Origin of the sequence: Bacillus sp. FSL R10-2780 (assembly GCF_038006125.1) — a bacterium.
GTDB classification, from domain to species: Bacteria; Bacillota; Bacilli; order Bacillales; family Bacillaceae_G; genus Bacillus_A; species Bacillus_A cereus_U.
In genome coordinates, this window is sequence record NZ_JBBOUQ010000001.1 from 4,389,377 (window position 1) to 4,412,707 (window position 23,331).

Sequence of the window (23,331 nt, forward strand, 5' to 3'; positions counted from 1 at the left end):
AATTCGTAAGTTAAGATATATTCGAATAGTTTAATTTGAGTGAAAATTAAATAGGTATCCGAAAAAATCCTTGATTTTTCTACATTTTTTATTATATAACACAAAAAAAGTAACATTCATGTATTTTTTGAAAGTATTTCGAAAAAATAACACATTGGAATTTTATATTTACATCTCTAAATAAGTAGACATTTTAATCCGTATGTTGTAATCTTTGAAAGAGAATAATTTAATTCTCATAGAACTCCCATATCGTTCAACTCGTTCAGCGAGAAAGGCAAACTGATGGAAACATGAGGACGCAAAACTACAGGGGCTAAGGTCGAAAGGCTATGCTAGCCAGTTACCGGACGGATAGGGTTGGTCTTGACCAATGCTTTTTTCATTGGTCTTTTTTTTATTTGCAAACAATTGAGAAATGTTATCAGTTATTAAGTGTTTATATTTTGATAGTTTTACTTGATATTAAGTTAATTAAGAAAGGTGATGTTAATGAAAAAATATTGGCATAAGCTATCTTTTCTTCAAAAAAATGTATTGTTAACGGTATTAGTTATTTTGACGCTTGTTGGTACTATGGGGGCGTTAAGTTTTAACATGTTTCAAAATAGTATGATGTCTTTATTTGAAAGACATTCTTTTGAAACAGGAGATACGGTATTACATAAATTAGATGCAGAAATAGTAAGAGATGTTGCAAAAGACCCAACGGCACAAAGAGAAAAGAGAGAGAAGTTAACAGAGCAATTAGATGAAGTAACGAAAGAATTGAACAGTGTTGGACAAACATATGTTGTTGGAGCGAAAACAAATGAAAAAGGTGAGTTACAAGTCGTCGATTTGGCTACAGGATTAGCAAATGTTGTTCAAGTAAAGCCAGGAGACTATTATAAACAACCAGATCGTTGGATGAAAGCATATGATAAAGTAATGAGCACAAAAAAAGCAAACATGACAGAAGTATATGAAGATGAATTAGGGTCATGGGTAACAATATTAGAGCCAATTAAAGATGGAGAAGAAAATATTGTCGCAATTGTTGCCGCTGATGTAGATGCTTCTATTGTTCCTAGTACAAAGAAAAAATTTATTATACAAGGTTTAATGTTTATTTGTATTTCTGTTTTAATTGCAACTGTTATTCAATTCTTGATTGTGCGTAATGCACTTGCTCCATTGCAAGATTTACGTGAAGGATTGCGTAAAGTGGGTGAGGGAGATCTAAGTATTAAATTAGAGGAAAGACCAGATGATATTGGTATTATTAATACGTATTTTAATAATACAATTGAGAAGTTTAAAGGAATTATAGATAAAGTGAAGCAGACAGCAGAACAGGTTTCCTCATCTTCACAAGAATTGTCAGCAAGTACGAAAGAGAACAGTATGGCAGTTCAAGAAATCGTAAGTTCTATGGTTGGGTTAAGAGCTGGCGCTCAGTCTCAAGAAACTTCAGTACAACAGTATTTAGGTATTGTATATGAAATGGAAGATAAGATGGAAGAGATAATGAATGCTGCAAAACAAATGGCGACAGCGTCTGAAGGTATGGAGCATCATTTAGTAGAAGGAAATGGTGTTATTGAACAGGCGATTAATCAAATGAGCATAATACAAAATGCAGTACAAGATTTATTTTCTATCATTTATTCTCTGGAAACAAGATCAAAAGAAATTAGTGATATTGTAACTGTAGTTACAGGTATTTCAAATCAAACTAATTCGCTAGCTTTAAATGTTTCTATTGAAGATTCACGTGCTGGGGTAACCGGAAGGGGATTTGCCGCTGTTGCTGATGAAGTGCGTAAATTAGCAGAGCAGACGGAAGCATCAGCAAAAGATATAGCAAAATTAATAGGGGAAACACAAGCTGAAACGGAAGAAGCTGTTGTTTCAATGCAAAAAGGTTCAAAAGAAGTAGAATCTGGAATTAAACTTGTTCAAAGTAGTGGTGCTTTCTTTGAAAAAATTTCAAAATCAGCGCAATCTGTTACAAATCAAGTTAGAGTTGTTTCTAGCAATTCAAGTGATATACTGCAAAATAGCCAAAATATGGTTCGTGTTGTAAATGAACTATCACATATCGCAAATACGTATGCGAATAGTAGTAATATTGAAGAGCGTATGAAAGAACAGGAAATGTCTGTACAAGATATTGCCGAATTAGCTACTTCTTTAAGCTGGCTTTCACAGGAGTTACAAGAATTAATTGGGGAATTTAAAAGTTAAATGAAATGATATGTACGCTTTTGTTTGTTCAATAAAATAAATCATGCTACAATGAAAACGAATTAAGAACCGGGGAGCCAATTGGCTGAGAGGATGTAAGTATACATCGACCCTCAACCTGATCTGGATAATGCCAGCGTAGGGAGTTACTTTAAAGTGATGTAGCATAAGTTATTATAGAATAACTTGTATACAAGGCTTTCCTACATGGTAGGAAAGCCTTTTCTTTTTTTGAAACCATATTTTGTAAGGGGGATTTTATTATGTCACAACAAGTTACAATTTCATTTTCAGTAGTACCACAAGCGAAGAACAAAGATGTGTATTCCGTTGTTGATAAAGCAATTGAAGTTGTACAACAGTCGGGAGTTCGTTATGAAGTAGGGGCAATGGAAACAACGTTGGAAGGAGAATTAGATGTACTTCTTGACGTCATAAAACGTGCGCAACAAGCTTGCGTTGATGCTGGAGCAGAAGAAGTGATCACTTCTATTAAAATTCACTATCGTCCAAGTACGGGCGTAACGATTGACGAAAAAGTTTGGAAGTACCGTGATGAATATGCAAAACCAGAAGCGATCTAAAATAATCACAACAATTTGGCTTATCCTTCTCATTGCTATATGGGAAGGATCTGTTTCATTATTTAAAATTGAGCCGTGGATTTTACCGAAACCGTCTGCAATTGTGCAAGAGTTAATTGGAATGAAAGATTTACTATTACCGAATACAGTGCAAACGTTACAGGAAGTAATAATTGGGTTGTTTTTTGCAATTTTACTTGGGACGAGTATTGCTATCATTATGGATGTCATCCCTTTATTTCGGATTTTAATGAATCCGTTGCTCGTTATTTCGCAAACAATTCCAATCGTTGTGCTCGCACCATTATTTATTATTTGGTTTGGATACGGAATGTTGCCAAAAGTAATGGTTGTTATTCTTGTTTGTTTCTTCCCAATTGCGCTTAGCATTTTAGAAGGTTTCCAAACGGTAGATAAAAATATGCTGAAGTTGTTACAAACGATGAAGGCGACAAAGTGGCAAATTTATCAGAAAGTAAAATTTCCAGCAGTGCTCCCGTACTTTTTCTCAGGTTTAAAAATTGCTGTTACATATAGTGTGATGGGAGCGATTATTGGGGAATGGCTTGGAGCGAGTGAAGGATTAGGGGTTATGCTCACAAGAGCGACAAAATCCTTTTTAACAGCTCGAGTATTTGGTGTTGCAGCGATTATCGTCATGGTGACATTATTCCTGTACTTTATTGTTGAATTTATGGCAAGAATAACAGCACCATGGATATACAGAAAGGGCGGCAGAAAATGAAAAAAGGTTTAAAAATTATGTTAGCTGCATTACTAGCAGTTGGTGTTGCCGGATGTAATACGGCGAAGAAAGAAGAGAATACAAGCAAAGAAAAGAAAGTGAAAGTCGTTTTAGATTGGTTCCCGAATACAAACCATACTGGTTTATACGTAGCGAAGACGAAAGATTATTATAAAAAACAAGGATTAGATGTAGAAATTATTCAACCAGGTGATAATGTTACAGCGGAACAAATGATAGCTTCAGGAAAAGCTGATTTTGCAATAAGTGCACAAGAAAATGTAACGTTAGCTCGTGTTGAAGGTATTCCTGTTGTATCTGTAGGAGCGATTATTCAGCATAATACTTCAGCTTTTGCATCACTTAAAAAAGATAATATGACGTCACCAAAAGATTTTGAAGGTAAACGTTACGGCGGCTGGGGAGGACCAGCGGAAGAGGCGACGTTAAAGACAATTATGGATAAACATCAAGCTGATTTTAATAAAGTCGAAAAAATTATTCTTGGACAAACAGACTTCTTCAAATCAATTGGCCGCGATGCAGACTTTGAATGGATTTATTACGGATGGGATGGAATTGAAGCGAAGCGTCAAGGAAAAGAGTTAAATGCAATTATGGTGAAAGACTTAGATCCAGCGCTCGATTTCTATAGTCCTGTTATTATTACAAGTGAAAAACATACGAAGCAAGATAAAGATTTTGTGAAAAAGTTCATGACTGCAACGACAGAAGGTTATGATTTTGCAATTAAAGAACCGAAAGAAGCGGCGGATATTTTAATTAAAGCTGTTCCAGATGTGAATAAAGAATTAGTACAAGAGAGCCAAAAGTGGTTAAGTACAAAGTATCAAGATGATGCAAAAGCGTGGGGAGTACAGAAGGAAGAGATTTGGACAAATTACATGAATTTCTTATATGACAACAAAGTTATTAAAAAGAAAATTGATGTAAAAGATGCCTTTACAAATGAATTCCTTCCAAGTGAAAAATGAGTGGATTACAAATAAAAGATATTGTAAAAGCTTTCGATGGAAAGAATGTATTAGAAAATATTAGTGCTTCTATACAAGAGGGAGAGTTTGTCTCTTTTGTAGGTCCGAGTGGTTGTGGGAAAAGCACATTGTTAAATATGATTGCGAGTGTTGAAGAGCCAACGAGTGGAGAAGTGTTTTATAACGAGGAGTATGTAAAAAAACAAGATGTTGTTAGTTATATGCCGCAACAAGATTTATTACTACCGTGGCGATCGGCTTTACAAAATATTGTTCTTCCATTGGAAATCGAAGGAAAGCCTAAAAAACAAAGGCTGACAGAAGGAATGGAAGCATTAAAACAGTTTGAGCTAGATGAATATGCAGACCATTATCCAGATGAGTTATCAGGTGGAATGCGTCAAAGAATTAGTTTCCTTCGCACATATTTATGTGAAAAGCCAATTATGCTGCTTGATGAGCCTTTTGGAAAATTAGATGCATTTACAAAAATGGAAGTACATAGTTGGCTTTTAAATTCTTGGCATCAAGAAAAGCAGACAATTGTTATGGTTACACATGACTTAGATGAAGCAATTTTGCTTTCTGATCGCGTATTTATTTTATCTCAAAGACCAGCATCAATTGTTGGAGAGGTACAAGTGAAATTACTTAGGCCGCGAACGATGGATATGTTAACATCTCTTGAGTTAAAGAAGGATAAGGAAGAAATTTTAAGAGTATTAGCTCCTTATATGAAAAAATAGAAAAAGTCTTTTAACAGTTTTTGGTATAATTGCTGTTAAGAGGCTTTTTTATATAGGAGGAAAAAGATGAAATCTATAGGGGAAATAGTGGATTCATTAACATCAGATAAATTGGAAGAAGGAACAAAAGAAAAAGTAGAGAATAGAATATAACAGAGTGGTTTATACTCTTAATATAACAAATGTTAAAGGAGTGAAAGGATAAAATGACTTTATCAACTGTTCTTCAAATGGTTTTAGCTTGATACGGGAGAAGTCTGCCCATTTTTAAAGATTAAGCTAAATTGAAGACAGCAGGTAAAGAACCTTAATCCTTTCTTACGATAATATGTAATGGGTAAGGTGTATTCACCTTACCCATTTTTATATGTATAACTAAATAAGGCTTTATACTGTTGTTCTCTCTATTTAGCTTATGGATCATAAGAAAAGGAGAGAAAAAAATGAGTATATTAACAGTAGAAAATGTAAGTCATTCATATGGTGAGAAAACCATTTTATATAATGCGTGCTTTCGATTATTAAAGGGCGAACATGTTGGGCTAGTAGGGAAAAATGGAATTGGAAAATCCACATTATTACGCTTATTAACAGGAGAACTTATACATGATGATGGAAACATTGAATGGTTTCCACATGTGAAGATTGGCTTTTTACAACAGCATATAGATTTACAAGAAGGCATAACAATTGAAGAATACTTGCAAAGTGCGTTTTCTAACCTGTATGAGTTGGAACGTGACATGTTAAAACTTACAGAAGAGATGGCTGGAGCAGGAGAAGTAGGAAAATTGTTAGTAAGGTATGGAGAGTTACAAACTATATTGGAGAATTCTAATTTTTATCAAATTCATACAAAAATTGAGGAAGTAGCAACCGGCTTAGGCTTGTTTGAAATAGGATTGGAAAAGGATATTTCAAAGTTAAGTGGTGGTCAGCGGACAAAGTTGTTACTTGGGAAACTCCTTTTAGAAAAAGCGGATGTTTTATTATTAGATGAGCCAACTAACTATTTAGATACGGCACATATAGAATGGTTGCAATCATATTTACGAATGTATGAAAAAGCTTATATTATCATTTCGCATGATGAAATATTTTTGAACAATATTACGAATGTTATTTATCATCTAGAGGAGCGTACAATTAATCGCTATGTAGGTGATTATAAGAGTTTTCTGCGTAATTATGAACTGCAAAAGAAACAATTACAAGCAGCATATACGAAACAGCAAAAGGAAATTGCACATTTAGAGAGTTTTATTCAAAAAAATAAAATTCGTAAAGCGAAACAAGCGAAAAGTCGTGAAAAAGTATTAGAGAAAATGCAAAAGGTTGAAAAGGTTAACGATGTATCTCGTGCTCGTTTTGATTTTAATGTTTATACTGAGCCAGTGAGTCGTATATTACAGGTAGAGAAACTAAAAATTGGTTATGGTGAACCGTTATTTCCAGAATTGGATTTTCAAGTGAAAAAAGGGGAAAAGATTGCAATTATTGGTCATAATGGGATTGGAAAAACAACAATGTTAAAAACATTACTAGGACAAATAAAACCGTTAAGCGGTTCAGTTTCTGTTGGGGAAAGAGTAAAACCCGCTTATTTTGCACAAGAGGAATTTTCCTCAGAAATAACTGCACTAGAGAGAGTATGGGCAGGAAGACCAGACATGACAAGAAAAGAAATCCGACAAGTATTAGCAAAGTGCGGATTGAAAGAAGAACATGTATTAAAACCTATTCAGTTATTAAGTGGAGGAGAACAAACAAAAGTACGATTATGCGAACTTATCGTAACTAAAAGCAATGTTTTAATTTTAGATGAACCAACTAACCATTTGGATACAGAGACTAAGACGGCTTTACAGGAATCGTTAAAACAATATAAAGGTACGGTTTTAATTGTTTCACATGAGCCATCTTTCTATGAAGCATGGATAACGAAAATATGGAATATCGAAGAATGGAACGTTTAACAGCATGAATCAAGAAAAAGCATTAGCTCTTATGAGCTAATGCTTTTTCTTTGGTTATATTTATAATAATACTAGATGCCTTTCCCTAATAGGCTACTATCTTTCTTTATATATATAGATAGTTTGAAATGGAATGGAAATGATTCCTATATGTAAAGGATAATGTGATTAGTATGGGAAGACAATAGAACTTAAAGGGAATTCATGTGAAATTCAGATGAACTTCACATAAACTTCATATTGGAAACTGAATATAATTATAATAGGTTATTATAATATTTATTTTCGATTTTTCGCAAAATTAAAAGTGTGGCGGGGGTTTTTGTGCCTTCGTCATCGATTTAGGAGAAGGGATATCGCCGTTTTTTTATGCATTAGTAATTTCATAATGATTATTTGTTTTACTACAAATTTTAACGTGCAAAATTTGTGTTCGATTATCGTTTAAATAAAGTGAAACTTGGAAAAATTGTATGAAGTCAATCTTGAATGACGTAGCAGGATGATGAAATTTCATGTAAAATAATAGTGAAAATATGTAAAGTAGTGGATAGTGTGGATGTGTTTTTGAACATTGCTGAGGAAAAAATTCGTCAAGCAATATGGAATGGTGATCTTGATAGTATTCCGGGAAAAGAAAAACCACTACAATTAGAAGATTTTTCAATGGTACCTCCAGAATTAAGAATGAGTTATAAAATCTTGAAAAATGCAGGAAGGATGCCACTAGAAATGGAAATACAAAAAGATATATTGAAAATAGAGGATTTAATCGCTTGCTGTTATGATGAGGCAGAGAGAAAAAAATTATAAGAAGAGTTAACGGTAAAAACGCTGCGCTTTCAGCAGGTAATGGAAAAGAGAAAGGTTAAAGATAGTTCAGCATTTCGTATGTATCAAGATAAGTATTTCGTAAATTACGTGAAGAGGGATAAGATGAGTAAATTTGAAACGATAGAAGAATTAGCGACATATATTGAAGAACAACAATTAGTACTCCTGTTTATTAAAACGGAAAATTGTGGTGTTTGTGATGTCATGTTAAGGAAAGTAAATTACGTATTAGAGAATTATGATCACGTAGAGAAAGTAGAGATATTACTACAAGACATGCAAGAGATTGCAGGGCGGTATTCAGTACTTACAGGGCCGACAGTTTTATTATTTTATAATGGGAAAGAAATTCTTCGTGAATCGCGCTTTATTTCACTTGAAAATATTGAGAGAGTACTTCAGTTGTTAGAAAAATAAGGGAGGTTTTTATATGGGGTTTGTTATAGCGGCATTACTATTTTGTGTTTTAATTTGGATGATTGCAGCATCAGTTAGATCAAATAAACGAAGAGTAAATCTTACTAAAAAGAGTAATACACATAGTACGTCTAACAGCTCATCACCATTATTTTTCTTTGCTGGATCTGATAGTGATAGTTCACATGATGGTGGCTCGCATGATTGCGGAGGATCTTGTGGCGGAGATAGTGGAGGCTGCGGTGGTGGCGGGGATTGATGAGAATACGCCTTATATGGGCGTATTTCTTTTTAAACAAACGTTTGATTAGTTGGTTTACATATGCTTAAAAACAGTTAAACAAACGTTTGTTTAAATTTTATAAACGTAATGAGGGGAAGGGAATCGAAAGTAAAAAACAAAGGGAAAGTGGCATTATTCATATTAGTTGCTGGAGGTGTATTTCTTGTTAAAACCGGGCTTGAATTTGGAGCAATACATTTCAGTTGAGTTTGGTTTGAAAATACATTTTCTTAAATAAGGGATATAGCCTCTTGCGATAGAGGTTTTTCATTTGTTATTATTAGACTGAACGGTCGGTTTAGTGAGGTGTGAATATGAGAAGAAGTGCAGAAGAGATAAAGAAAGAAATTGCATATAAAGCAGAAAGTCTGTTTTCACAAAAAGGTTATGCAGCTACATCTATGGAAGATATTTGTGAAGTTACAGGGCGAAGTAAAGGAAGTATTTATTATCACTTTAAAAGTAAAGAAGAATTATTTTTATTTGTAGTGAAACAGCATACGTATGATTGGCTTGAGAAATGGAATGAAAAAGAGAAGTTGTATGTTACTAATATTGAGAAATTATATGGTCTCGCAGAATATTATGTAGAGGACATACAGCAACCTATTTCTAGTGCAATAGAAGAATTTTCTATGAGCCAAGTTGTAAGTAAAGAGATTTTAGATGAAATGTTAGCTCTAACTAGAGAATCGTATGTGATTTTTGAGAAATTAATTGAAACAGGCATAAAGTCTGGAGAGTTCCGTGAAGATAATACTCGCGATCTCATGTATATTGTGAATGGGTTATTATCAGGGCTTGGAGTACTTTACTATGAGTTAGATTACCAAGAGCTAAAACGAATTTATAAAAAGGCAATAGATGTATTGTTAAAAGGGATGGCAGCTGAATAATAAGTCAGCGGCTTTTCTTACAAAAAAATTAGACTGAACGGTCGGTTTATAAAAGGAGAAATGAGGATGAAGACTCTATTTAAAAACCGAGCATTTATGCTCGTTATGGCATCTGATATTTTACAACAATTTGCAATTTGGATCAGAAATATGGCTCTTTTGTATTTTATTATGGAGCGAACGAATAATGATCCGGTTTCAGTTTCTTTATTGTCGGTTATGGAATATGCACCAATTTTTATTTTTTCATTCATCGGTGGTGCGTTAGCAGATCGCTGGAATCCGAAGAGAACGATGGTTGCTGGAGATGTATTAAGCGTACTATCTATTATAGGAATTGTTTTATTGTTAAAGCTTGATTATTGGCAGGCTATATTTTTCGCAACACTCGTTTCCGCAATTGTAGGTCAGTTTTCTCAACCGTCATCTTCACGTATATTTAAGCGTTATGTAAAAGAAGAACAGGTAGCGAGTGCTATTGCATTTAACCAAACGTTACAGTCGTTATTTATGATTTTCGGACCAGTTGTAGGGTCAATTGTGTATACACAACTTGGTTTATTTACGTCACTATATAGCTTGATCATTTTATTTTTGTTATCGGCTATTGTCCTTTCGTTTTTACCAAAATGGGTTGAACAAGAGCAAGCAGTGAGAGGTTCATTAAAAAATGATATAAAAGAAGGATGGAAATACGTTCTTCACACGCGAAATTTACGTATAATTACAATTACTTTTACTATTATTGGTTTAGCAGTCGGATTAACGAACCCATTAGAAGTATTCCTTGTAATCGAACGTTTAGGCATGGAAAAAGAAGCTGTTCAATATTTAGCAGCAGCGGATGGAATAGGTATGCTAATCGGTGGTATTGTTGCTGCAGTTTTCGCTTCAAAAGTAAATCCGAAAAAGATGTTTGTATTTGGTATGAGTATATTAGCAATCTCATTTTTAGTCGAAGGGTTGTCTACATCATTTTGGGTTACTAGTTTGATGCGATTTGGAACAGGTATTTGTTTAGCCTGTGTCAATATCGTTGTCGGTACGCTTATGATTCAACTTGTACCAGAAAATATGATTGGAAGGGTAAATGGGACAATTTTACCACTGTTTATGGGTGCAATGCTAATTGGAACTTCACTAGCTGGGGGATTGAAGGAAATGACTTCACTAGTTATTGTATTTTGTATAGCGATGTCATTTATTTTATTAGCGATTGTGCCAGTTTTATGCATGAAGATAAGTGGAAATATTATAAATAAAGAAGAAGACGCAAATCAAAAGGAGTTAAACAATTCTTTAATTTCGAAATAAGTATCGTGAGGGAGCATGTTTGCTTCCTTTTTCTATGGAAATCTTTTGACAATGAAATGTACCAACTATATACTGATGTTGTAAAAAAAATTTTACAGGTTAGGAGAAACGGTGTGAAAAATCAAATCTATGAATTACGCACTGAAAATAATATTTCACAAGGTGGATTAGCTGATAAGTGTAACGTATCAAGACAGACGATAAATGCAATTGAGAATAATAAGTATGATCCAAGCTTAGCGCTAGCATTCCGGTTAGCGGAAGTATTAGGAACAACTGTCGATAAACTATTTTTGTACAAGCTGTAGAGTCTTTAATCGTACAACGTTATCGTTAAAAATAAAGGGAAAGATCCTCTTCGCGTTTGAAGAGGATCTTTTTCTTATATTGTTTTAGTTTTCGGATTAGGTGGTGTAACAGACGTATCATTTTCAGGTACTCTAGTTAATAAGAATCCACCGATAATAAATAGGACAATAATACTAAGGACACCAGCGTTCGTTTTTCCTGTTAATTGTGTTGTGACACCTACTAATACTGGACCCATAATTGCCGCGAATTTACCAAAGATATTATAAAATCCGAAGAATTCATTTGCAGATTCTTTCGGCACTAGTTTTGCGAAATAAGAACGGCTAAGTGCTTGAATCCCGCCCTGAGAAGTAGCAACCAGCATTGCTAAAATCCAGAAATCTAGTGTCGTTTTTAAGAAATAAGCATATATGCAAATAATGATATAAATAATAATACCGACATATAGCATTTTTTTACCGGTAAATGTTTCTGATAGTTTTCCATATAATAAAGCGAATGGACAAGCGACAATTTGTGTTACAAATAAGATGATTAATAGATTGGTTGCACTAATACCGAGATCTGTTCCGTAAGCAGTAGACATAGTGATAATTGTATCTACCCCGTCAATGTAGAAAAAGTAAGCTATTAGGAACATAAATACAGTTTTATATTCTTTAATATTTTTAAAAGTATCAGCAAGGCGCTTGAAGCTCATTGCAATTGGTCTTGGATGACGTTCAATATAGTGTGTTTGCTCTACATTTTTTAGCATTGGTATCGTAAATAGTCCCCACCAAAGAGCTGTTATTGCAAAGGAAATTTGACTAGCAATTCCGACCGATAGGGGGATAGTTCCTTTTTGAGCAAGAATGATAAGAGCAATACAACCGATAAAAGGAATTGTGCTCCCAATATAACCTAATGCAAAGCCTCTTGTAGAAATTCGGTCCATTCTATCTTTAGATGTAACATCTATTAAAAATGCATCATAAAAAATATTTGCTCCAGCAAAGCCGACTAATGCGAGCATATAGCATCCTAGTAATAAGTACCACTGAGATGTTGGAACAACTGCTAGCATACTTGTAAATACGATACCGAGTCCAAAGAAGAATGTGAAAAATCGTTTTTTAAATCCCTTATAATCAGCAACTGTGCCGAGAATAGGAGCGAGTATAGAAATTAAAAGTGTAGCGAATGAGTTTGCATATCCCCAATAGGCTGTTGAAGTTGCACCAGATAGTCCAGCTTCTTTTGCAGCTGCTTTAAAGTAAATTGGAAATAATGCAGTTGTAATGACGAGCGAATATACCGAGTTAGCCCAATCATATAATATCCAGCTTTTTTCTTGTCTGGACATTTTTTTCATATAATGTTCCCCCTTAAATTTGTTCTACTAACAGTGTACAAAAATAAAAATTGTAAAAAGAGAAACAGTGATGATTTTTACATAACTTTTACATATATACACAGTTCTTTACAAATGAAGCAAATCCTCTACAATTGCTCCGTCTGTTTCACCTAAGTGCAAACCGAGTAACCTAGCAATAGTCGGGCCTTCATCAATAAGTCTCATATACGGGACTGTAACACCACTTTGAATGCCTTTCCCAGCAGCTATAAAAATTGTTTCATAGTTAGGTTTTGTTGGAGAATATCCGTGTGTTCCAAATGTATATTTCTTACTAGAAGTAACATCTTTTTTAGTAATTTCTTTTATGAAATCCCCTGTATAATTTTCAATGAAGTAATAACCTTCCATGGCTTCTAGCATAAATAAGCAATTACCATCAGCACCACGTTCTTTTGCATCTTCATCGTGCAGAATAAATTCAATTCCATTTTGTTTATCCTGAAGAAGCTCTTCAAGAAGAAGTTGAATCTCTTTAATCGTTTCAGTATCATTTTTATCTTTTACATGTACGTAGGCAGATCCATCACAGCTTTGGCAATAGGCTTTCCAATCTAGTAACTTTCCACTTTTATTTACGGATATAAGTCCTTTTTGACGAAATAGGACATTTAATTGGATTGCTTTATTTTCACTTAAAGCGCTATGGTCACCAAGTGCAATAATTGTACTCTCTTCGTATATCCCGCTTTCTTTTAATGCATGAATAATTTTTCCAAGGCGTTCGTCGTGTCTATGGATTGCAGCTACTGTTTCCTCGGACTCGAAGCCATGGTAATGTCTTTGAGTGTCTAAATCAGTAAAATGTACAAACATAACATTAGGCTTTTTCGTATGGATGGTATGTACGGCAGAAGCAAGGACGAAATCATCAAGCTCAGGCTGTGATAATCCATTTCGTATATGGCCGAAACGACGATTTAAATCTAATTGATATAGCGGGCTACCGCTAAATAATGAAACTAAAATTTGATTTTGCCACGGTCTATTTGGAAAAATTTCTGGTAAATTGTAATCGATATTTGCTCTTCCAGTAACAGGCCATAGAAGGGCTGCTGTCGTTAAATTTGCTTTGCGTGCTTCATCATATAAAGTTGTTCCTTTAATGGACTTTCGATACCAATGCCAATCTGGTGACTCACGTCCTGGTTGAAGTAATGTATTGCTGACAACGCCATGCTTATTAGGATAATTACCGGTTACGATTGTTGAGTGGCTTGGATATGTTACAGAAGGATAAATTGGCTCCACTTTTTTCGCAATCGCGCCCTTTTTTATTAAAGTTTGGAAATTAGGTAGTTTTTGTAATATAGGAAAATCTAAAGCTGATAAGCAGTCGAAAGATAAAATAATGACGTGATTTGTTAATGCTTTATCCATAAAGTTTCCCTCCTGATTATATAAAACCTATTCTTATATATTACTATTAATACCTGGTAATAAAAATATATTTTTGAATAAAATTCTATTGTTTATTTTCAGAAAAATTAAACATATAATAAGTATAAGGGAATGAATGGAAGGAGGGAATACTGTGGATTGGTTAGATGGATTTGGTATCTTTTACATCATTGGTGGAGTCACGATTCTCCTTGTATTTTTTATGTCATATTTACTAAAGAAACGTTTTCCAGACAAACAGTTTGATATTATATTTGCACTTAGTTTAGTATTTCTTTGTTTAGCTTTCTTTCCTGTAACAATGATTGCTATTGGTGGATGGGAAGGAATGGGATATGGATTTATTTGTTTCTTCGTTTTAATTGGTACACTTATTGGTATGGTTGCTCATCAACTTGTAAAAATAGTTCGGAAAAGTTATGTATAAAACAGTAAGAATTGAAAAGAATGTATAAAAAAAAAGAAAATTCACTCTTGTTTTGGAGTGGAATTTATATTATGATATTCAACAAATTTATTTCGTTATAACGATGAAAAAGGAATAGTACATGTCTTACCTTTTTGCAGAGAGAGAATCCTTTTGGCTGGAAGATTCTTAAAAGACGATATGGAACCTACCTTTGAGTTCTGCATATGCAGCGGGAAATTCCCGTTATCCAAAAGAGAGCATACTCAATTTTTTTGTGTATGAATCAGGGTGGTAACGCCGACAAAGCTCGGTCCCTATTTGGGGACACGGGCTTTTTCTATTTTCTAAAGGAGGAAGAATAACTATGGTAAAAGAACAAGTACAAGCCATTACGAAGATGGAAGAAGACTTTGCTCAGTGGTATACCGATATTGTAAAAAAAGCGGAGCTTGTTGATTATTCAAGTGTGAAAGGTTGTATGATTTTACGTCCATACGGTTATGCATTATGGGAAAATATGCAGAAAGTGATGGGTGAAAAATTAAAAGAATCTGGCCATGAAAATGTGTACATGCCAATGTTTATTCCAGAGAGTTTATTACAAAAAGAGAAAGATCATGTTGAAGGATTTGCTCCTGAAGTAGCATGGATTACTCATGGCGGGGATGAGAAATTGGCGGAAAGACTTTGTGTACGCCCTACATCTGAAACTCTATTTTGTGAGCATTTTTCAAAAATTGTTCAATCATATAATGATTTACCAAAGTTATATAACCAGTGGTGTTCAGTAGTTCGTTGGGAGAAGACAACGAGACCATTTCTTCGTACAACTGAATTTTTATGGCAAGAAGGTCACACGATTCATGAAACGGCAGAAGAATCTCAAATTGAAACATTAAATATTTTAAATCTATATGCTGCCTTTTGTGAAGAGTATTTAGCAATTCCGGTTATTAAAGGGCAAAAAACAGAAAAAGAAAAGTTTGCAGGAGCGAAGGCAACTTATACGATTGAAAGTTTAATGCATGATGGAAAAGCACTTCAAACAGGAACATCTCATAACTTTGGAACGAATTTCTCTGAAGCATTTGATATTAAGTTTTTAGATCGTAACGGTAAGTGGCAATATGTACACCAAACTTCGTGGGGTGTATCAACGAGAATGATAGGTGGACTTATTATGGTCCATAGCGATAATAACGGACTTGTAATGCCGCCCAAAGTCGCTCCATTACAAGTTGTTATTGTACCTATTGCTCAGCATAAAGAAGGTGTGTTAGAAAAAGCAACAGAGTTACAAGGACGTATTCAGAAGGTTGCGCGTGTAAAAATAGATGCTAGCAATAAAACACCGGGCTGGAAATTTAATGAGTATGAAATGAAGGGAATTCCAATTCGATTAGAAGTTGGTCCAAAGGATATTGAAAAGAATCAAGTTGTACTTGTAAGGCGAGATACGAAAGAAAAAGAATTTATAGCAATGGATCAATTAGAAGAACGTATTCCATCATTACTTGAGGAAATTCATCATTCTTTATTTAATAAAGCAAAAGTATTTCGCGATGAGAATACGTATAGTGTGACGAATTTCGAAGAGATGAAAAAAGCAGCTGATGAAAAGCAAGGGTTTATTAAGGCGATGTGGTGTGGAGAACTAGCTTGTGAAGAGAAACTAAAAGAAGAAGTTGGAGTATCTTCACGCTGTATGCCTTTTGAACAAGAACATTTAGCTGACGAATGTATTTGCTGTAGTAAAGAAGCAAAGCACATGGTCTATTGGGGAAAAGCATATTAATACTCTTTCTGATAGATGCCAAAAGGACTTTGGGTTGCATAATAAACTGCAATCCAAAGTCCTTTTTAGTTTTATATTGGTTTCATGTATTTTTTAGATGGAAGGATGTTGGTCTTTATTTTGCATTTTTACGGCGAATAAACAATAACATACCAATTAGGAATGTTGAAAGTCCCATTAAAATAGATGCAGGATAATGCGCTGCAGTAGTAGGTAACTTATCACCTTGTTTTGTCGCATTATCTTTTACGTTACCACCTTGTGAACTGCTATCACCTTTAACTCGATTGCCCTCTTGAGAGCCTTTGCCATCTTGCGAACTGCTATCGCCCTTAACTCGATTGCCACCAGAACCACTGCCATCAGAACCGTTGCCACCAGAACCGTTGCCACCGGAACCACTGCCATCAGAACCGTTGCCACCAGAACCGTTACCACCGGAACCGTTGCCACCAGAACCGCTACCACCAGAACCACTGCCATCAGAATCGTTGCCACCAGAACCGCTACCGCCAGAACCGTTGCCACCAGAACCGTTACCACCGGAACCGTTACCACCGGAACCGTTGCCACCAGAACCGTTACCACCGGAACCGTTGCCACCAGAACCGTTACCACCGGAACCGCTTGCCACCAGAACCACTGCCATCAGAACCGTTGCCACCAGAACCGCTACCGCCAGAGCCGCTACCACCAGAACCGTTACCACCGGAACCATTGCCACCAGAACCGTTGCCACCAGAACCGTTGCCACCAGAACCGTTGCCACCAGAACCACTGCCATCAGAACCGTTGCCACCAGAACCGTTGCCACCAGAACCACTGCCATCAGAGCCGCTACCGCCAGAACCGTTGCCACCAGAACCACTGCCATCAGAGCCGCTACCGCCAGAACCGTTGCCACCAGAGCCACTGCCATCAGAGCTACTACCGCCAGAACCGTTGCCACCAGAGCCGTTGCCACCAGAGCCGCTACCGCCAGAACCGTTGCCACCAGAACCACTGCCATCAGAGCCGCTACCGCCAGAACCGTTGCCACCAGAACCACTGCCATCAGAGCCGCTACCGCCAGAACCGTTGCCACCAGAGCCATTGCCGCCAGAACCACTATCGTCCTGAGAACCGTTGCTTCCTGGAGGTTTATTATTATCTTTTGAGTTTCCTTCTGCTAAATGATCACTGTTTTGTACAATAGCGTTTGTTATTGGATTGAAGTTTTCAGTTGCAGCACTACCAATATTTAAGCCGCTAAAAAAGGATAAAGAAAGTGTTGATGCTAAAATGAAGATTTTTGTCATTGTTTTCCTCCTGAAGAAAAAATTATTGTTCCATCTAAAATACACCCCTTCGTAATATTTCATAGGAAAAAGAGTTTTATGCAAAAAAAACTATATATAGAAAAAGGTGGTGTATTTCTAAAGGGAGAAAAGAGTTAATGTAAATTTTTTGCAAATAGTAGAGTGATGGAGAATTTATACTCATAACAGTAGAGGAAGTGGCAACGGATGAAAGAATATATTGCATTTGATATTGGTGGTACGCAAATTAAATATGGAATTGTTTCAGAAATAGGGGTAGTACTAATGCATAAAAAGGTCCCAACAGAAATTCACTTGGGCGGGGAACAAATTGTTCAAAAGCTTATATATTTATCAAAAAAGTTAATGACTGAACATACTATTTCCGGAATTGGTATTAGTACAGCGGGAATTGTTGATATTGATAAAGGAGTGATAACGGGAGGTGTGGATCATATTCCGCGTTATGCTAATATTTCTATTGTTGAGAGATTACAAGAAGCATTAAAAGTTCCTGTATCTATTGAAAATGATGTTAATTGTGCAGCCTTAGGCGAGAAATGGAAAGGTACAGGGAGGGGAGAAAGCGATTTTATTATGCTTACGCTTGGAACGGGCATTGGTGGAGCAATTGTTATAAATGGGGAGTTATACCGTGGACATTCGTTTGGCGCTGGGGAATGGGGGAACATGTTAATAGAAGGGAATACTTTTGAGGAGGTTGCCTCAATTTCGGGATTAATTCATCTTGTACGAAGATATAAAGGTGAAAAGGAGTGGGATGGTAAAACAATTTTCGAATTATATGATAAGGGTGATAGCGGTGTTACTCAAGCCGTGAAGATTTTCTTTAAACATTTGGCGATTGGAATTAGTAACCTTGCTTATATTTTTAATCCGAAAATAATTATTATTGGTGGGGGAATTACTGAAAGAGGAGATGATTTCTTAAATGAAGTGAAGAAAGAGATAGGAACATACTTAAATCAAGAGATTTATAGTAATTGTGAGATTAAACTTGCACAAAGCGGCAATTGTGCAGGAATGATTGGTTCTATTTACCACTTATTACATCAGTATAAATAAATATAGTATCTGTTTTCATATAATTGAGAATTTATCCTTTTTCTCATTAGATAAATAATGCTACAATATAAGAGGAGAATACAATGTTTTCCGATTTGGAAAATGCTTTGTAGAAAGGAAGAAACTTCATGCCTATTATTTTAGAAAAAGGACAAAAGATTGATTTAACGAAAGGACAACCGAGAGTAGCGAAACTGCAGGTTGGCTTAGGCTGGGATCCAATTGGGCAATCAGGTGGGTTTCTGTCTTCTTTATTTGGAAGTAAACCAAGTGTAGATTGTGATGCATCTGTTGTTATGTTAGAAGGGGATCGTTTTTTAAACAAAAATGATCTAGTTTACTTCGGCAACAAACTTTCTACTTGTGGTAGTATCATTCATTCAGGAGATAATTTAACAGGTGAAGGCGCTGGTGACGACGAAACAATTTTCGTAGAATTACATAAAGTTCCGAGCCGTATTAATCGTTTAGTATTCGTTGTAAATATTTACGACTGTGTAAATCGTCGTCAAGATTTTGGGATGATTCGCAATGCATATATTCGTATTCAAAACCCACAAACAGGTGAAGAATTAGCACGTTATAACTTGTCAGATAATTACGCTGGCAAAATGACTTTAATTGCAGGGGAAATGTATCGAGACGGAAACGAATGGAAGTTTTCAGCAGTTGGAGAAGGAACACAAGATAAAAACTTAAGTGAGATTGTATCACGTTACCAATAAAATAAACCAAGGAGGAATCGTATATGGCATCAATTTCATTGAAAAAAGGACAAAAGGTAGACTTAACAAAAACAAATCCAGGTCTTTCGAAAGTTCTTGTAGGACTTGGTTGGGATACGAATCGTTATGACGGACAAAACGATTTCGATTTAGATGTTAGTATCTTCTTAGTAGGTGCTAACGGTAAAGTTTCAGGAGCAGAGGATTTCGTCTTCTATAATAATCCAAAAGGTGCGAATGGTGCTGTAGAGCATTTAGGAGATAACCGTACAGGTGAAGGTGAAGGCGACGATGAAACAATTAAAATAGACTTAAAAAATGTTCCTGCACATATCGAACGTATTTGCTTCGCAATCACAATTTATGATGGAGAAGGCCGTAGCCAAAACTTCGGACAAGTTTCTAACTCTTTCGTACGCATTCTGGATGAAGAAAAGAATGCAGAATTAATTCGTTACGATTTAGGAGAAGATTTCTCTATTGAAACAGCTGTAGTAGTAAGCGAATTATACCGTCACGCAGGTGAATGGAAATTCAATGCAATCGGAAGTGGATTCCAAGGTGGATTAGGTTCTCTATGTAATAACTTTGGTTTAGATGTAGAGTAATAGATTTATATATCCATCAGTGAAACGCGTATTTACTGATGGATATATTTTTTGAAATTAAAATATAGAGGTGAATATATATGGTTATTCAATTGCAAAAAGGACAGAAAATTGATTTAGCTAAAACAAGCCCAGGTTTATCAAGAGCAGTAATTGGTCTTGGATGGGATATTAAATCTTATGATGGTGGATCTGATTTCGATTTAGATGCATCTGCCTTTTTATTAGATGCGAACGGGAAATGTACGAAGGAAACTGATTTTATTTTCTATAATAATTTACAGTCTCCTTGTGAATCAGTTTTACATACAGGAGATAACCGTACAGGTGCAGGTGACGGCGATGATGAGCAACTTGTTGTCGATTTGAAAAAGGTTCCAGCAGATGTTCATAAAATTGCTATTACAGTTACAATTTATGATGGTGAAGGCCGTAATCAAAACTTTGGACAGGTTGCAAATGCATTCGTTCGTTTAGCAAATGAAGAAACAAACGAAGAAGTTCTTCGTTTTGATTTAGGGGAAGATTTCTCCATTGAAACAGCAGTTGTCTTTTGTGAATTATATCGTCATAATGGACAGTGGAAGTTTAGTGCAGTAGGAAGCGGATTCCAAGGTGGATTAGGTGCGCTTGTAAAAGCGTATGGCTTGGATGCATAAGAAGGGAAACGGCATTCGTTTCCTTTTTTTGACCTTTCTATAAATCTAGCAAAGAATAGGGGATAAAGGTAAGATGAGTATTTTGCAAGGAATCCTTGATACGTATGCTCAGTTTTTCGACTTGGACATGTGGATTAAAGTGTTACAAGATCCAGTATCTTGGGGGTTAATAGGTACACTTGTTGTACTTGAAGGTTTATTATCTGCTGACAATGCACTTGTGTTAGCGGTAATGGTAAAACATCTTCCAGAAGAAAAACGAAAAAAAGCATTATTCTATGGACTGATTGGAGCTTATGTATTCCGTTTTATTGCAATTGGAATCGGAATGTTCTTAATTAAATTGGCCTGGGTAAAAGTGTTAGGTGCGCTTTACTTAGCTTGGTTGTCAATTAAATATTTCATTGATAAAAGAAAAGGCACTTCAGAAGAAGAGGAAGCCCATGGTATGAACCAAAATAGTATTCTCTTCAGGATGTTCGGTGTTTTCTGGGGAACGGTTGCGATGGTTGAATTAATGGATATCGCATTCTCTGTAGATAGTGTACTTGCTGCATTTGGTGTATCGAATGAAGTTTGGATTTTACTATTAGGTGGAATGCTCGGTATTTTAATGATGCGTGGTATCGCTGGCGTATTCTTAAAATTGTTAGAGCGTATTCCAGAACTTGAAACGACAGCATATATTTTAATCTTAATTATTGCGGCAAAAATGCTGTTATCTGTCATTCATATTGAAGTAAGTCATACAGTGTTCTTTATTGTTTTAGTTGTAGCGTTTGGAATAACATTTATAATTCACTACATGAAGAATAGTGGACAAGCACGAGAAGAAGTTGCAGCTACTAAAAATGAACATAAATAATTGAAATGGGTTTGCTCGTTATGCGAGCGCCCATTTTTTATAACTAAAAATAGTTTATAATAGAAGAGAGACTTTAGAAAAAACGTAAATGTTTTTGGAGGTGAACTGTTGTGTTTTCACGTTTTACACTTCAACCATGTGCATTAAAAGATGAATCAGATTTAAAGCAATTTGAAGCACTTTTAGAAAAACGCCCACAATATGAACTGACAGAGAATGAGATGAAATTTAGTTACATAGCAAGTCGCATTCTTGGTGTTCCGAATGATGTAGATGAATATTTCAATGGGCTATTTGATTATAGTGAAGCAAAAGGGATTGAGGTTTTGCATGAACAAAATTTAAATAAGGTGATTGATCCCGAAAAACTGCGCCATATTCAAGAAGTTTTTGCATTACATCAAGAAGCGCCGAATGGACTTACAGTAAATAGGCTTGTAGCACATTTGTCTGGGAAACAACTATTACCGCAAGTAGACAATCCGGATTTACAGCATTATATATATACGACGTTTATTGCTGTATTGAAATTGTATGAGAAACAACATAATCAATCTTTAAAAACAGAAGGATTCCGGCGTTTCTTAATCGATATGATTAAATTAAGTGAAAATTACGTAGCGAAGTGGTTCTCTACGATTAATTATAAGAAACAAATGCCGCGTATCGTTTGGTACGGTGATGCGACGGAGAGTCGTATATATTTCTTATACTTTCTTATTATGCTCGGCTGCGATGTGCTTTATTATCACCCAGAAGGAAAAGATGGATTTGAGAGTGTAGATGAGGAAGGAAAGACCCTTGTCATATCTCATTCGGGGCGTATTTCATTAGAACCATTTCCTGATCGGCGTCGTGAACGCGTCGCAACAGTAGCTTATCAAGCTTCAAAAGAAATCGAGCAAGTACTTCACCACGATAATTCATTATTATACAAACCGTGGCAATTCCGTTCGTATACACCTGTAGCCCGTACGCTCAAAACAACGTACGATGAACTCTTTTTAATTACGAAAGAAAAGGCATTTGTACGTCCAACATTCTTTGTTGAAAATAAGCATATTTATATTCCTTCTTTATTTGCAAAAATATCAGGCGTTTCAAAGAATGATAAAGAATATTTCCAGCGATTAAAGGCTGTTACATCATTTGATAACAGTTTTTTAATTAATACATTCCCGTTTACGAAAGAACAAAAAGCGAATTTCCAATATCATTATCGTGATGCATTGGACCGCGGGGGGAAGTTACACCCGGATTTAATTATGAACAGCCACTGGTGGCCGCATAAGCGTTTACCAGAAGGATTACAACATGGTATTGCAGAAGCGATTATTCATACGTGTGAAAGTGAAATGTGTAAACCAATTGCGAGAGAGACGAAACAAGATGTAGCACTGTATGTTTTCGCACAACTCTCGCAAATACCACCGAACATTTTAGAGCAGCTTGAGAAATTTGATTATTCGCAAGAAGTACCGAAAATTGTTATATTTAATAATGAGAAGAGCGGAGAATTAAGTCGTTCTGATGCTGTGTTATTACTATTTTTAAATCAAATTGGAGTAGATGTATTCCACTTTAATCCAACGGGGAGAAACGATATTGAACCGTATATTGAATCAGGAGCATTTGATTCACATTGGCTTGAAGAAGTTAATTTCGATCTTGAATTTCATGGTTCATCAGCCTATAAAAATTTATCACAAACAATAAAAGGACTATTTCGTCCATTTTTATAAGGAAAGGGAGAATATC

22 protein-coding genes, 2 pseudogenes, 2 riboswitches and 1 other annotated feature are annotated in these 23,331 nt (G+C 35.5%); of the genes and pseudogenes, 21 read left to right on the plus strand and 3 right to left on the minus strand.

Translation table 11 applies throughout. The features are described 5' to 3' along the window. The first annotated feature begins 266 nt into the window (after positions 1–266). Positions 267–351, plus strand: a riboswitch (cyclic di-GMP riboswitch). Positions 352–492: 141 nt separating this feature from the next. The 13 genes and pseudogenes from NSQ47_RS22815 to NSQ47_RS22875 all read left to right on the plus strand — a co-directional run bounded on the left by NSQ47_RS22815 (position 493) and on the right by NSQ47_RS22875 (position 11,327). Then, a complete protein-coding gene (locus tag NSQ47_RS22815; RefSeq protein WP_341038037.1) occupies positions 493–2,229 on the plus strand; it encodes a methyl-accepting chemotaxis protein in 1,737 nt (578 codons plus the stop codon). Positions 2,230–2,289: 60 nt separating this feature from the next. Then, a riboswitch (TPP riboswitch) is annotated at positions 2,290–2,391 on the plus strand. 101 nt (positions 2,392–2,492) lie between these two features. Continuing rightward, positions 2,493–2,813 carry an MTH1187 family thiamine-binding protein gene (locus NSQ47_RS22820; protein ID WP_000082898.1) on the plus strand — a complete coding sequence of 107 codons (321 nt, stop codon included), beginning with the start codon at positions 2,493–2,495 and terminating at the stop codon, positions 2,811–2,813. Continuing rightward, on the plus strand, positions 2,785–3,558 hold the full coding sequence (locus NSQ47_RS22825; protein ID WP_002113653.1) for an ABC transporter permease: 774 nt from the start codon (positions 2,785–2,787) through the stop codon (positions 3,556–3,558). Before NSQ47_RS22820 ends, NSQ47_RS22825 begins: the two co-directional genes overlap by 29 nt. Further along, on the plus strand, positions 3,555–4,553 hold the full coding sequence (locus NSQ47_RS22830) for an ABC transporter substrate-binding protein (protein WP_002159432.1): 999 nt from the start codon (positions 3,555–3,557) through the stop codon (positions 4,551–4,553). Before NSQ47_RS22825 ends, NSQ47_RS22830 begins: the two co-directional genes overlap by 4 nt. After that, positions 4,550–5,299 carry an ABC transporter ATP-binding protein gene (locus tag NSQ47_RS22835; RefSeq protein WP_002159430.1) on the plus strand — a complete coding sequence of 250 codons (750 nt, stop codon included), beginning with the start codon at positions 4,550–4,552 and terminating at the stop codon, positions 5,297–5,299. Before NSQ47_RS22830 ends, NSQ47_RS22835 begins: the two co-directional genes overlap by 4 nt. A 443-nt stretch (positions 5,300–5,742) precedes the next feature. Continuing rightward, complete coding sequence (locus tag NSQ47_RS22840) at positions 5,743–7,275, plus strand: ABC-F family ATP-binding cassette domain-containing protein (RefSeq protein ID WP_341038038.1); 1,533 nt, start codon at positions 5,743–5,745, stop codon at positions 7,273–7,275. Between the two features lie 555 nt (positions 7,276–7,830). Continuing rightward, positions 7,831–8,210 (plus strand): annotated as a pseudogene (locus NSQ47_RS22845) (DnaJ family domain-containing protein). 1 nt (position 8,211) lies between these two features. Further along, positions 8,212–8,526 carry a thioredoxin family protein gene (locus NSQ47_RS22850; protein ID WP_002113668.1) on the plus strand — a complete coding sequence of 105 codons (315 nt, stop codon included), beginning with the start codon at positions 8,212–8,214 and terminating at the stop codon, positions 8,524–8,526. A 13-nt stretch (positions 8,527–8,539) separates the two neighbouring features. Then, positions 8,540–8,785 (plus strand): hypothetical protein, encoded by a 246-nt coding sequence (locus NSQ47_RS22855; protein WP_341038039.1) that lies wholly within the window; start codon positions 8,540–8,542, stop codon positions 8,783–8,785. Positions 8,786–8,896: 111 nt separating this feature from the next. Next, complete coding sequence (locus NSQ47_RS22860) at positions 8,897–9,016, plus strand: histidine kinase (protein WP_082187190.1); 120 nt, start codon at positions 8,897–8,899, stop codon at positions 9,014–9,016. 107 nt (positions 9,017–9,123) lie between these two features. Further along, a complete protein-coding gene (locus tag NSQ47_RS22865) occupies positions 9,124–9,705 on the plus strand; it encodes a TetR/AcrR family transcriptional regulator (RefSeq protein ID WP_016103436.1) in 582 nt (193 codons plus the stop codon). A 66-nt stretch (positions 9,706–9,771) separates the two neighbouring features. Next, entirely contained in the window at positions 9,772–11,019 is a 1,248-nt protein-coding gene (locus NSQ47_RS22870; RefSeq protein WP_341038040.1) for an MFS transporter, read from the plus strand. Positions 11,020–11,075: 56 nt separating this feature from the next. Further along, complete coding sequence (locus tag NSQ47_RS22875; protein WP_341038041.1) at positions 11,076–11,327, plus strand: helix-turn-helix transcriptional regulator; 252 nt, start codon at positions 11,076–11,078, stop codon at positions 11,325–11,327. Positions 11,328–11,401: 74 nt separating this feature from the next. On the opposite strand, the gene NSQ47_RS22880 is transcribed toward NSQ47_RS22875, so the two are convergent. Both NSQ47_RS22880 and NSQ47_RS22885 read right to left on the minus strand, forming a co-directional pair. Continuing rightward, positions 11,402–12,685, minus strand: a complete 1,284-nt coding sequence (locus NSQ47_RS22880; RefSeq protein WP_016103438.1) for an MFS transporter — start codon at positions 12,683–12,685, stop codon at positions 11,402–11,404. 108 nt (positions 12,686–12,793) lie between these two features. Then, positions 12,794–14,107 carry an alkaline phosphatase family protein gene (locus NSQ47_RS22885; protein WP_341038042.1) on the minus strand — a complete coding sequence of 438 codons (1,314 nt, stop codon included), beginning with the start codon at positions 14,105–14,107 and terminating at the stop codon, positions 12,794–12,796. 154 nt (positions 14,108–14,261) lie between these two features. Between NSQ47_RS22885 and NSQ47_RS22890 the strand changes: the two genes are divergently transcribed. Together NSQ47_RS22890 and proS are read left to right on the plus strand one after the other, a co-directional pair. After that, complete coding sequence (locus NSQ47_RS22890; RefSeq protein WP_341038043.1) at positions 14,262–14,555, plus strand: YesK-like family protein; 294 nt, start codon at positions 14,262–14,264, stop codon at positions 14,553–14,555. A 94-nt stretch (positions 14,556–14,649) separates the two neighbouring features. After that, positions 14,650–14,856 (plus strand) — a binding site (T-box leader). A gap of 45 nt (positions 14,857–14,901) precedes the next feature. After that, positions 14,902–16,332 carry a proline--tRNA ligase gene (proS, locus tag NSQ47_RS22895; protein ID WP_341038044.1) on the plus strand — a complete coding sequence of 477 codons (1,431 nt, stop codon included), beginning with the start codon at positions 14,902–14,904 and terminating at the stop codon, positions 16,330–16,332. A 115-nt stretch (positions 16,333–16,447) separates the two neighbouring features. Here the strand turns inward: proS and NSQ47_RS22900 are convergent. Beyond that, positions 16,448–17,630, minus strand: a pseudogene (locus tag NSQ47_RS22900) (cell wall anchor protein). 207 nt (positions 17,631–17,837) lie between these two features. Here NSQ47_RS22900 and NSQ47_RS22905 point away from each other — a divergent pair. The 6 genes from NSQ47_RS22905 (at position 17,838) to NSQ47_RS22930 (ending at position 23,315) form a co-directional block, all read left to right on the plus strand. Then, positions 17,838–18,716: an ROK family protein gene (locus NSQ47_RS22905; protein ID WP_002113697.1), complete on the plus strand. Its 879-nt coding sequence runs from the start codon at positions 17,838–17,840 to the stop codon at positions 18,714–18,716. A gap of 128 nt (positions 18,717–18,844) precedes the next feature. Continuing rightward, positions 18,845–19,441, plus strand: a complete 597-nt coding sequence (locus NSQ47_RS22910; RefSeq protein WP_002029589.1) for a TerD family protein — start codon at positions 18,845–18,847, stop codon at positions 19,439–19,441. A 23-nt stretch (positions 19,442–19,464) separates the two neighbouring features. Then, positions 19,465–20,049, plus strand: coding sequence for a TerD family protein (locus NSQ47_RS22915; protein WP_002113699.1), 585 nt, complete (start codon positions 19,465–19,467; stop codon positions 20,047–20,049). 80 nt (positions 20,050–20,129) lie between these two features. After that, positions 20,130–20,708: a TerD family protein gene (locus NSQ47_RS22920; protein ID WP_002091197.1), complete on the plus strand. Its 579-nt coding sequence runs from the start codon at positions 20,130–20,132 to the stop codon at positions 20,706–20,708. Between the two features lie 73 nt (positions 20,709–20,781). Beyond that, complete coding sequence (locus NSQ47_RS22925) at positions 20,782–21,573, plus strand: TerC family protein (protein WP_002113704.1); 792 nt, start codon at positions 20,782–20,784, stop codon at positions 21,571–21,573. Positions 21,574–21,683: 110 nt separating this feature from the next. After that, the gene (locus NSQ47_RS22930) at positions 21,684–23,315 is read left to right on the plus strand and encodes a YceG family protein (protein WP_341038045.1); all 1,632 of its coding nucleotides are present in this window, start codon (positions 21,684–21,686) and stop codon (positions 23,313–23,315) included. Positions 23,316–23,331: the final 16 nt, after the last annotated feature.

What these genes read in the sequence shown, in the direction of transcription:
- NSQ47_RS22815 (WP_341038037.1), top strand. Translation starts at nt 493, where the DNA reads ATGAAAAAATATTGGCATAAGCTATCTTTTCTTCAAAAAAATGTATTG.
- NSQ47_RS22820 (WP_000082898.1), top strand. Translation starts at nt 2,493, where the DNA reads ATGTCACAACAAGTTACAATTTCATTTTCAGTAGTACCACAAGCGAAG.
- NSQ47_RS22825 (WP_002113653.1), top strand. Translation starts at nt 2,785, where the DNA reads ATGAATATGCAAAACCAGAAGCGATCTAAAATAATCACAACAATTTGG.
- NSQ47_RS22830 (WP_002159432.1), top strand. Translation starts at nt 3,555, where the DNA reads ATGAAAAAAGGTTTAAAAATTATGTTAGCTGCATTACTAGCAGTTGGT.
- NSQ47_RS22835 (WP_002159430.1), top strand. Translation starts at nt 4,550, where the DNA reads ATGAGTGGATTACAAATAAAAGATATTGTAAAAGCTTTCGATGGAAAG.
- NSQ47_RS22840 (WP_341038038.1), top strand. Translation starts at nt 5,743, where the DNA reads ATGAGTATATTAACAGTAGAAAATGTAAGTCATTCATATGGTGAGAAA.
- NSQ47_RS22850 (WP_002113668.1), top strand. Translation starts at nt 8,212, where the DNA reads ATGAGTAAATTTGAAACGATAGAAGAATTAGCGACATATATTGAAGAA.
- NSQ47_RS22855 (WP_341038039.1), top strand. Translation starts at nt 8,540, where the DNA reads ATGGGGTTTGTTATAGCGGCATTACTATTTTGTGTTTTAATTTGGATG.
- NSQ47_RS22860 (WP_082187190.1), top strand. Translation starts at nt 8,897, where the DNA reads ATGAGGGGAAGGGAATCGAAAGTAAAAAACAAAGGGAAAGTGGCATTA.
- NSQ47_RS22865 (WP_016103436.1), top strand. Translation starts at nt 9,124, where the DNA reads ATGAGAAGAAGTGCAGAAGAGATAAAGAAAGAAATTGCATATAAAGCA.
- NSQ47_RS22870 (WP_341038040.1), top strand. Translation starts at nt 9,772, where the DNA reads ATGAAGACTCTATTTAAAAACCGAGCATTTATGCTCGTTATGGCATCT.
- NSQ47_RS22875 (WP_341038041.1), top strand. Translation starts at nt 11,076, where the DNA reads ATGTACCAACTATATACTGATGTTGTAAAAAAAATTTTACAGGTTAGG.
- NSQ47_RS22880 (WP_016103438.1), bottom strand. Translation starts at nt 12,685, where the DNA reads ATGAAAAAAATGTCCAGACAAGAAAAAAGCTGGATATTATATGATTGG.
- NSQ47_RS22885 (WP_341038042.1), bottom strand. Translation starts at nt 14,107, where the DNA reads ATGGATAAAGCATTAACAAATCACGTCATTATTTTATCTTTCGACTGC.
- proS (WP_341038044.1), top strand. Translation starts at nt 14,902, where the DNA reads ATGGTAAAAGAACAAGTACAAGCCATTACGAAGATGGAAGAAGACTTT.
- NSQ47_RS22905 (WP_002113697.1), top strand. Translation starts at nt 17,838, where the DNA reads ATGAAAGAATATATTGCATTTGATATTGGTGGTACGCAAATTAAATAT.
- NSQ47_RS22910 (WP_002029589.1), top strand. Translation starts at nt 18,845, where the DNA reads ATGCCTATTATTTTAGAAAAAGGACAAAAGATTGATTTAACGAAAGGA.
- NSQ47_RS22915 (WP_002113699.1), top strand. Translation starts at nt 19,465, where the DNA reads ATGGCATCAATTTCATTGAAAAAAGGACAAAAGGTAGACTTAACAAAA.
- NSQ47_RS22920 (WP_002091197.1), top strand. Translation starts at nt 20,130, where the DNA reads ATGGTTATTCAATTGCAAAAAGGACAGAAAATTGATTTAGCTAAAACA.
- NSQ47_RS22925 (WP_002113704.1), top strand. Translation starts at nt 20,782, where the DNA reads ATGAGTATTTTGCAAGGAATCCTTGATACGTATGCTCAGTTTTTCGAC.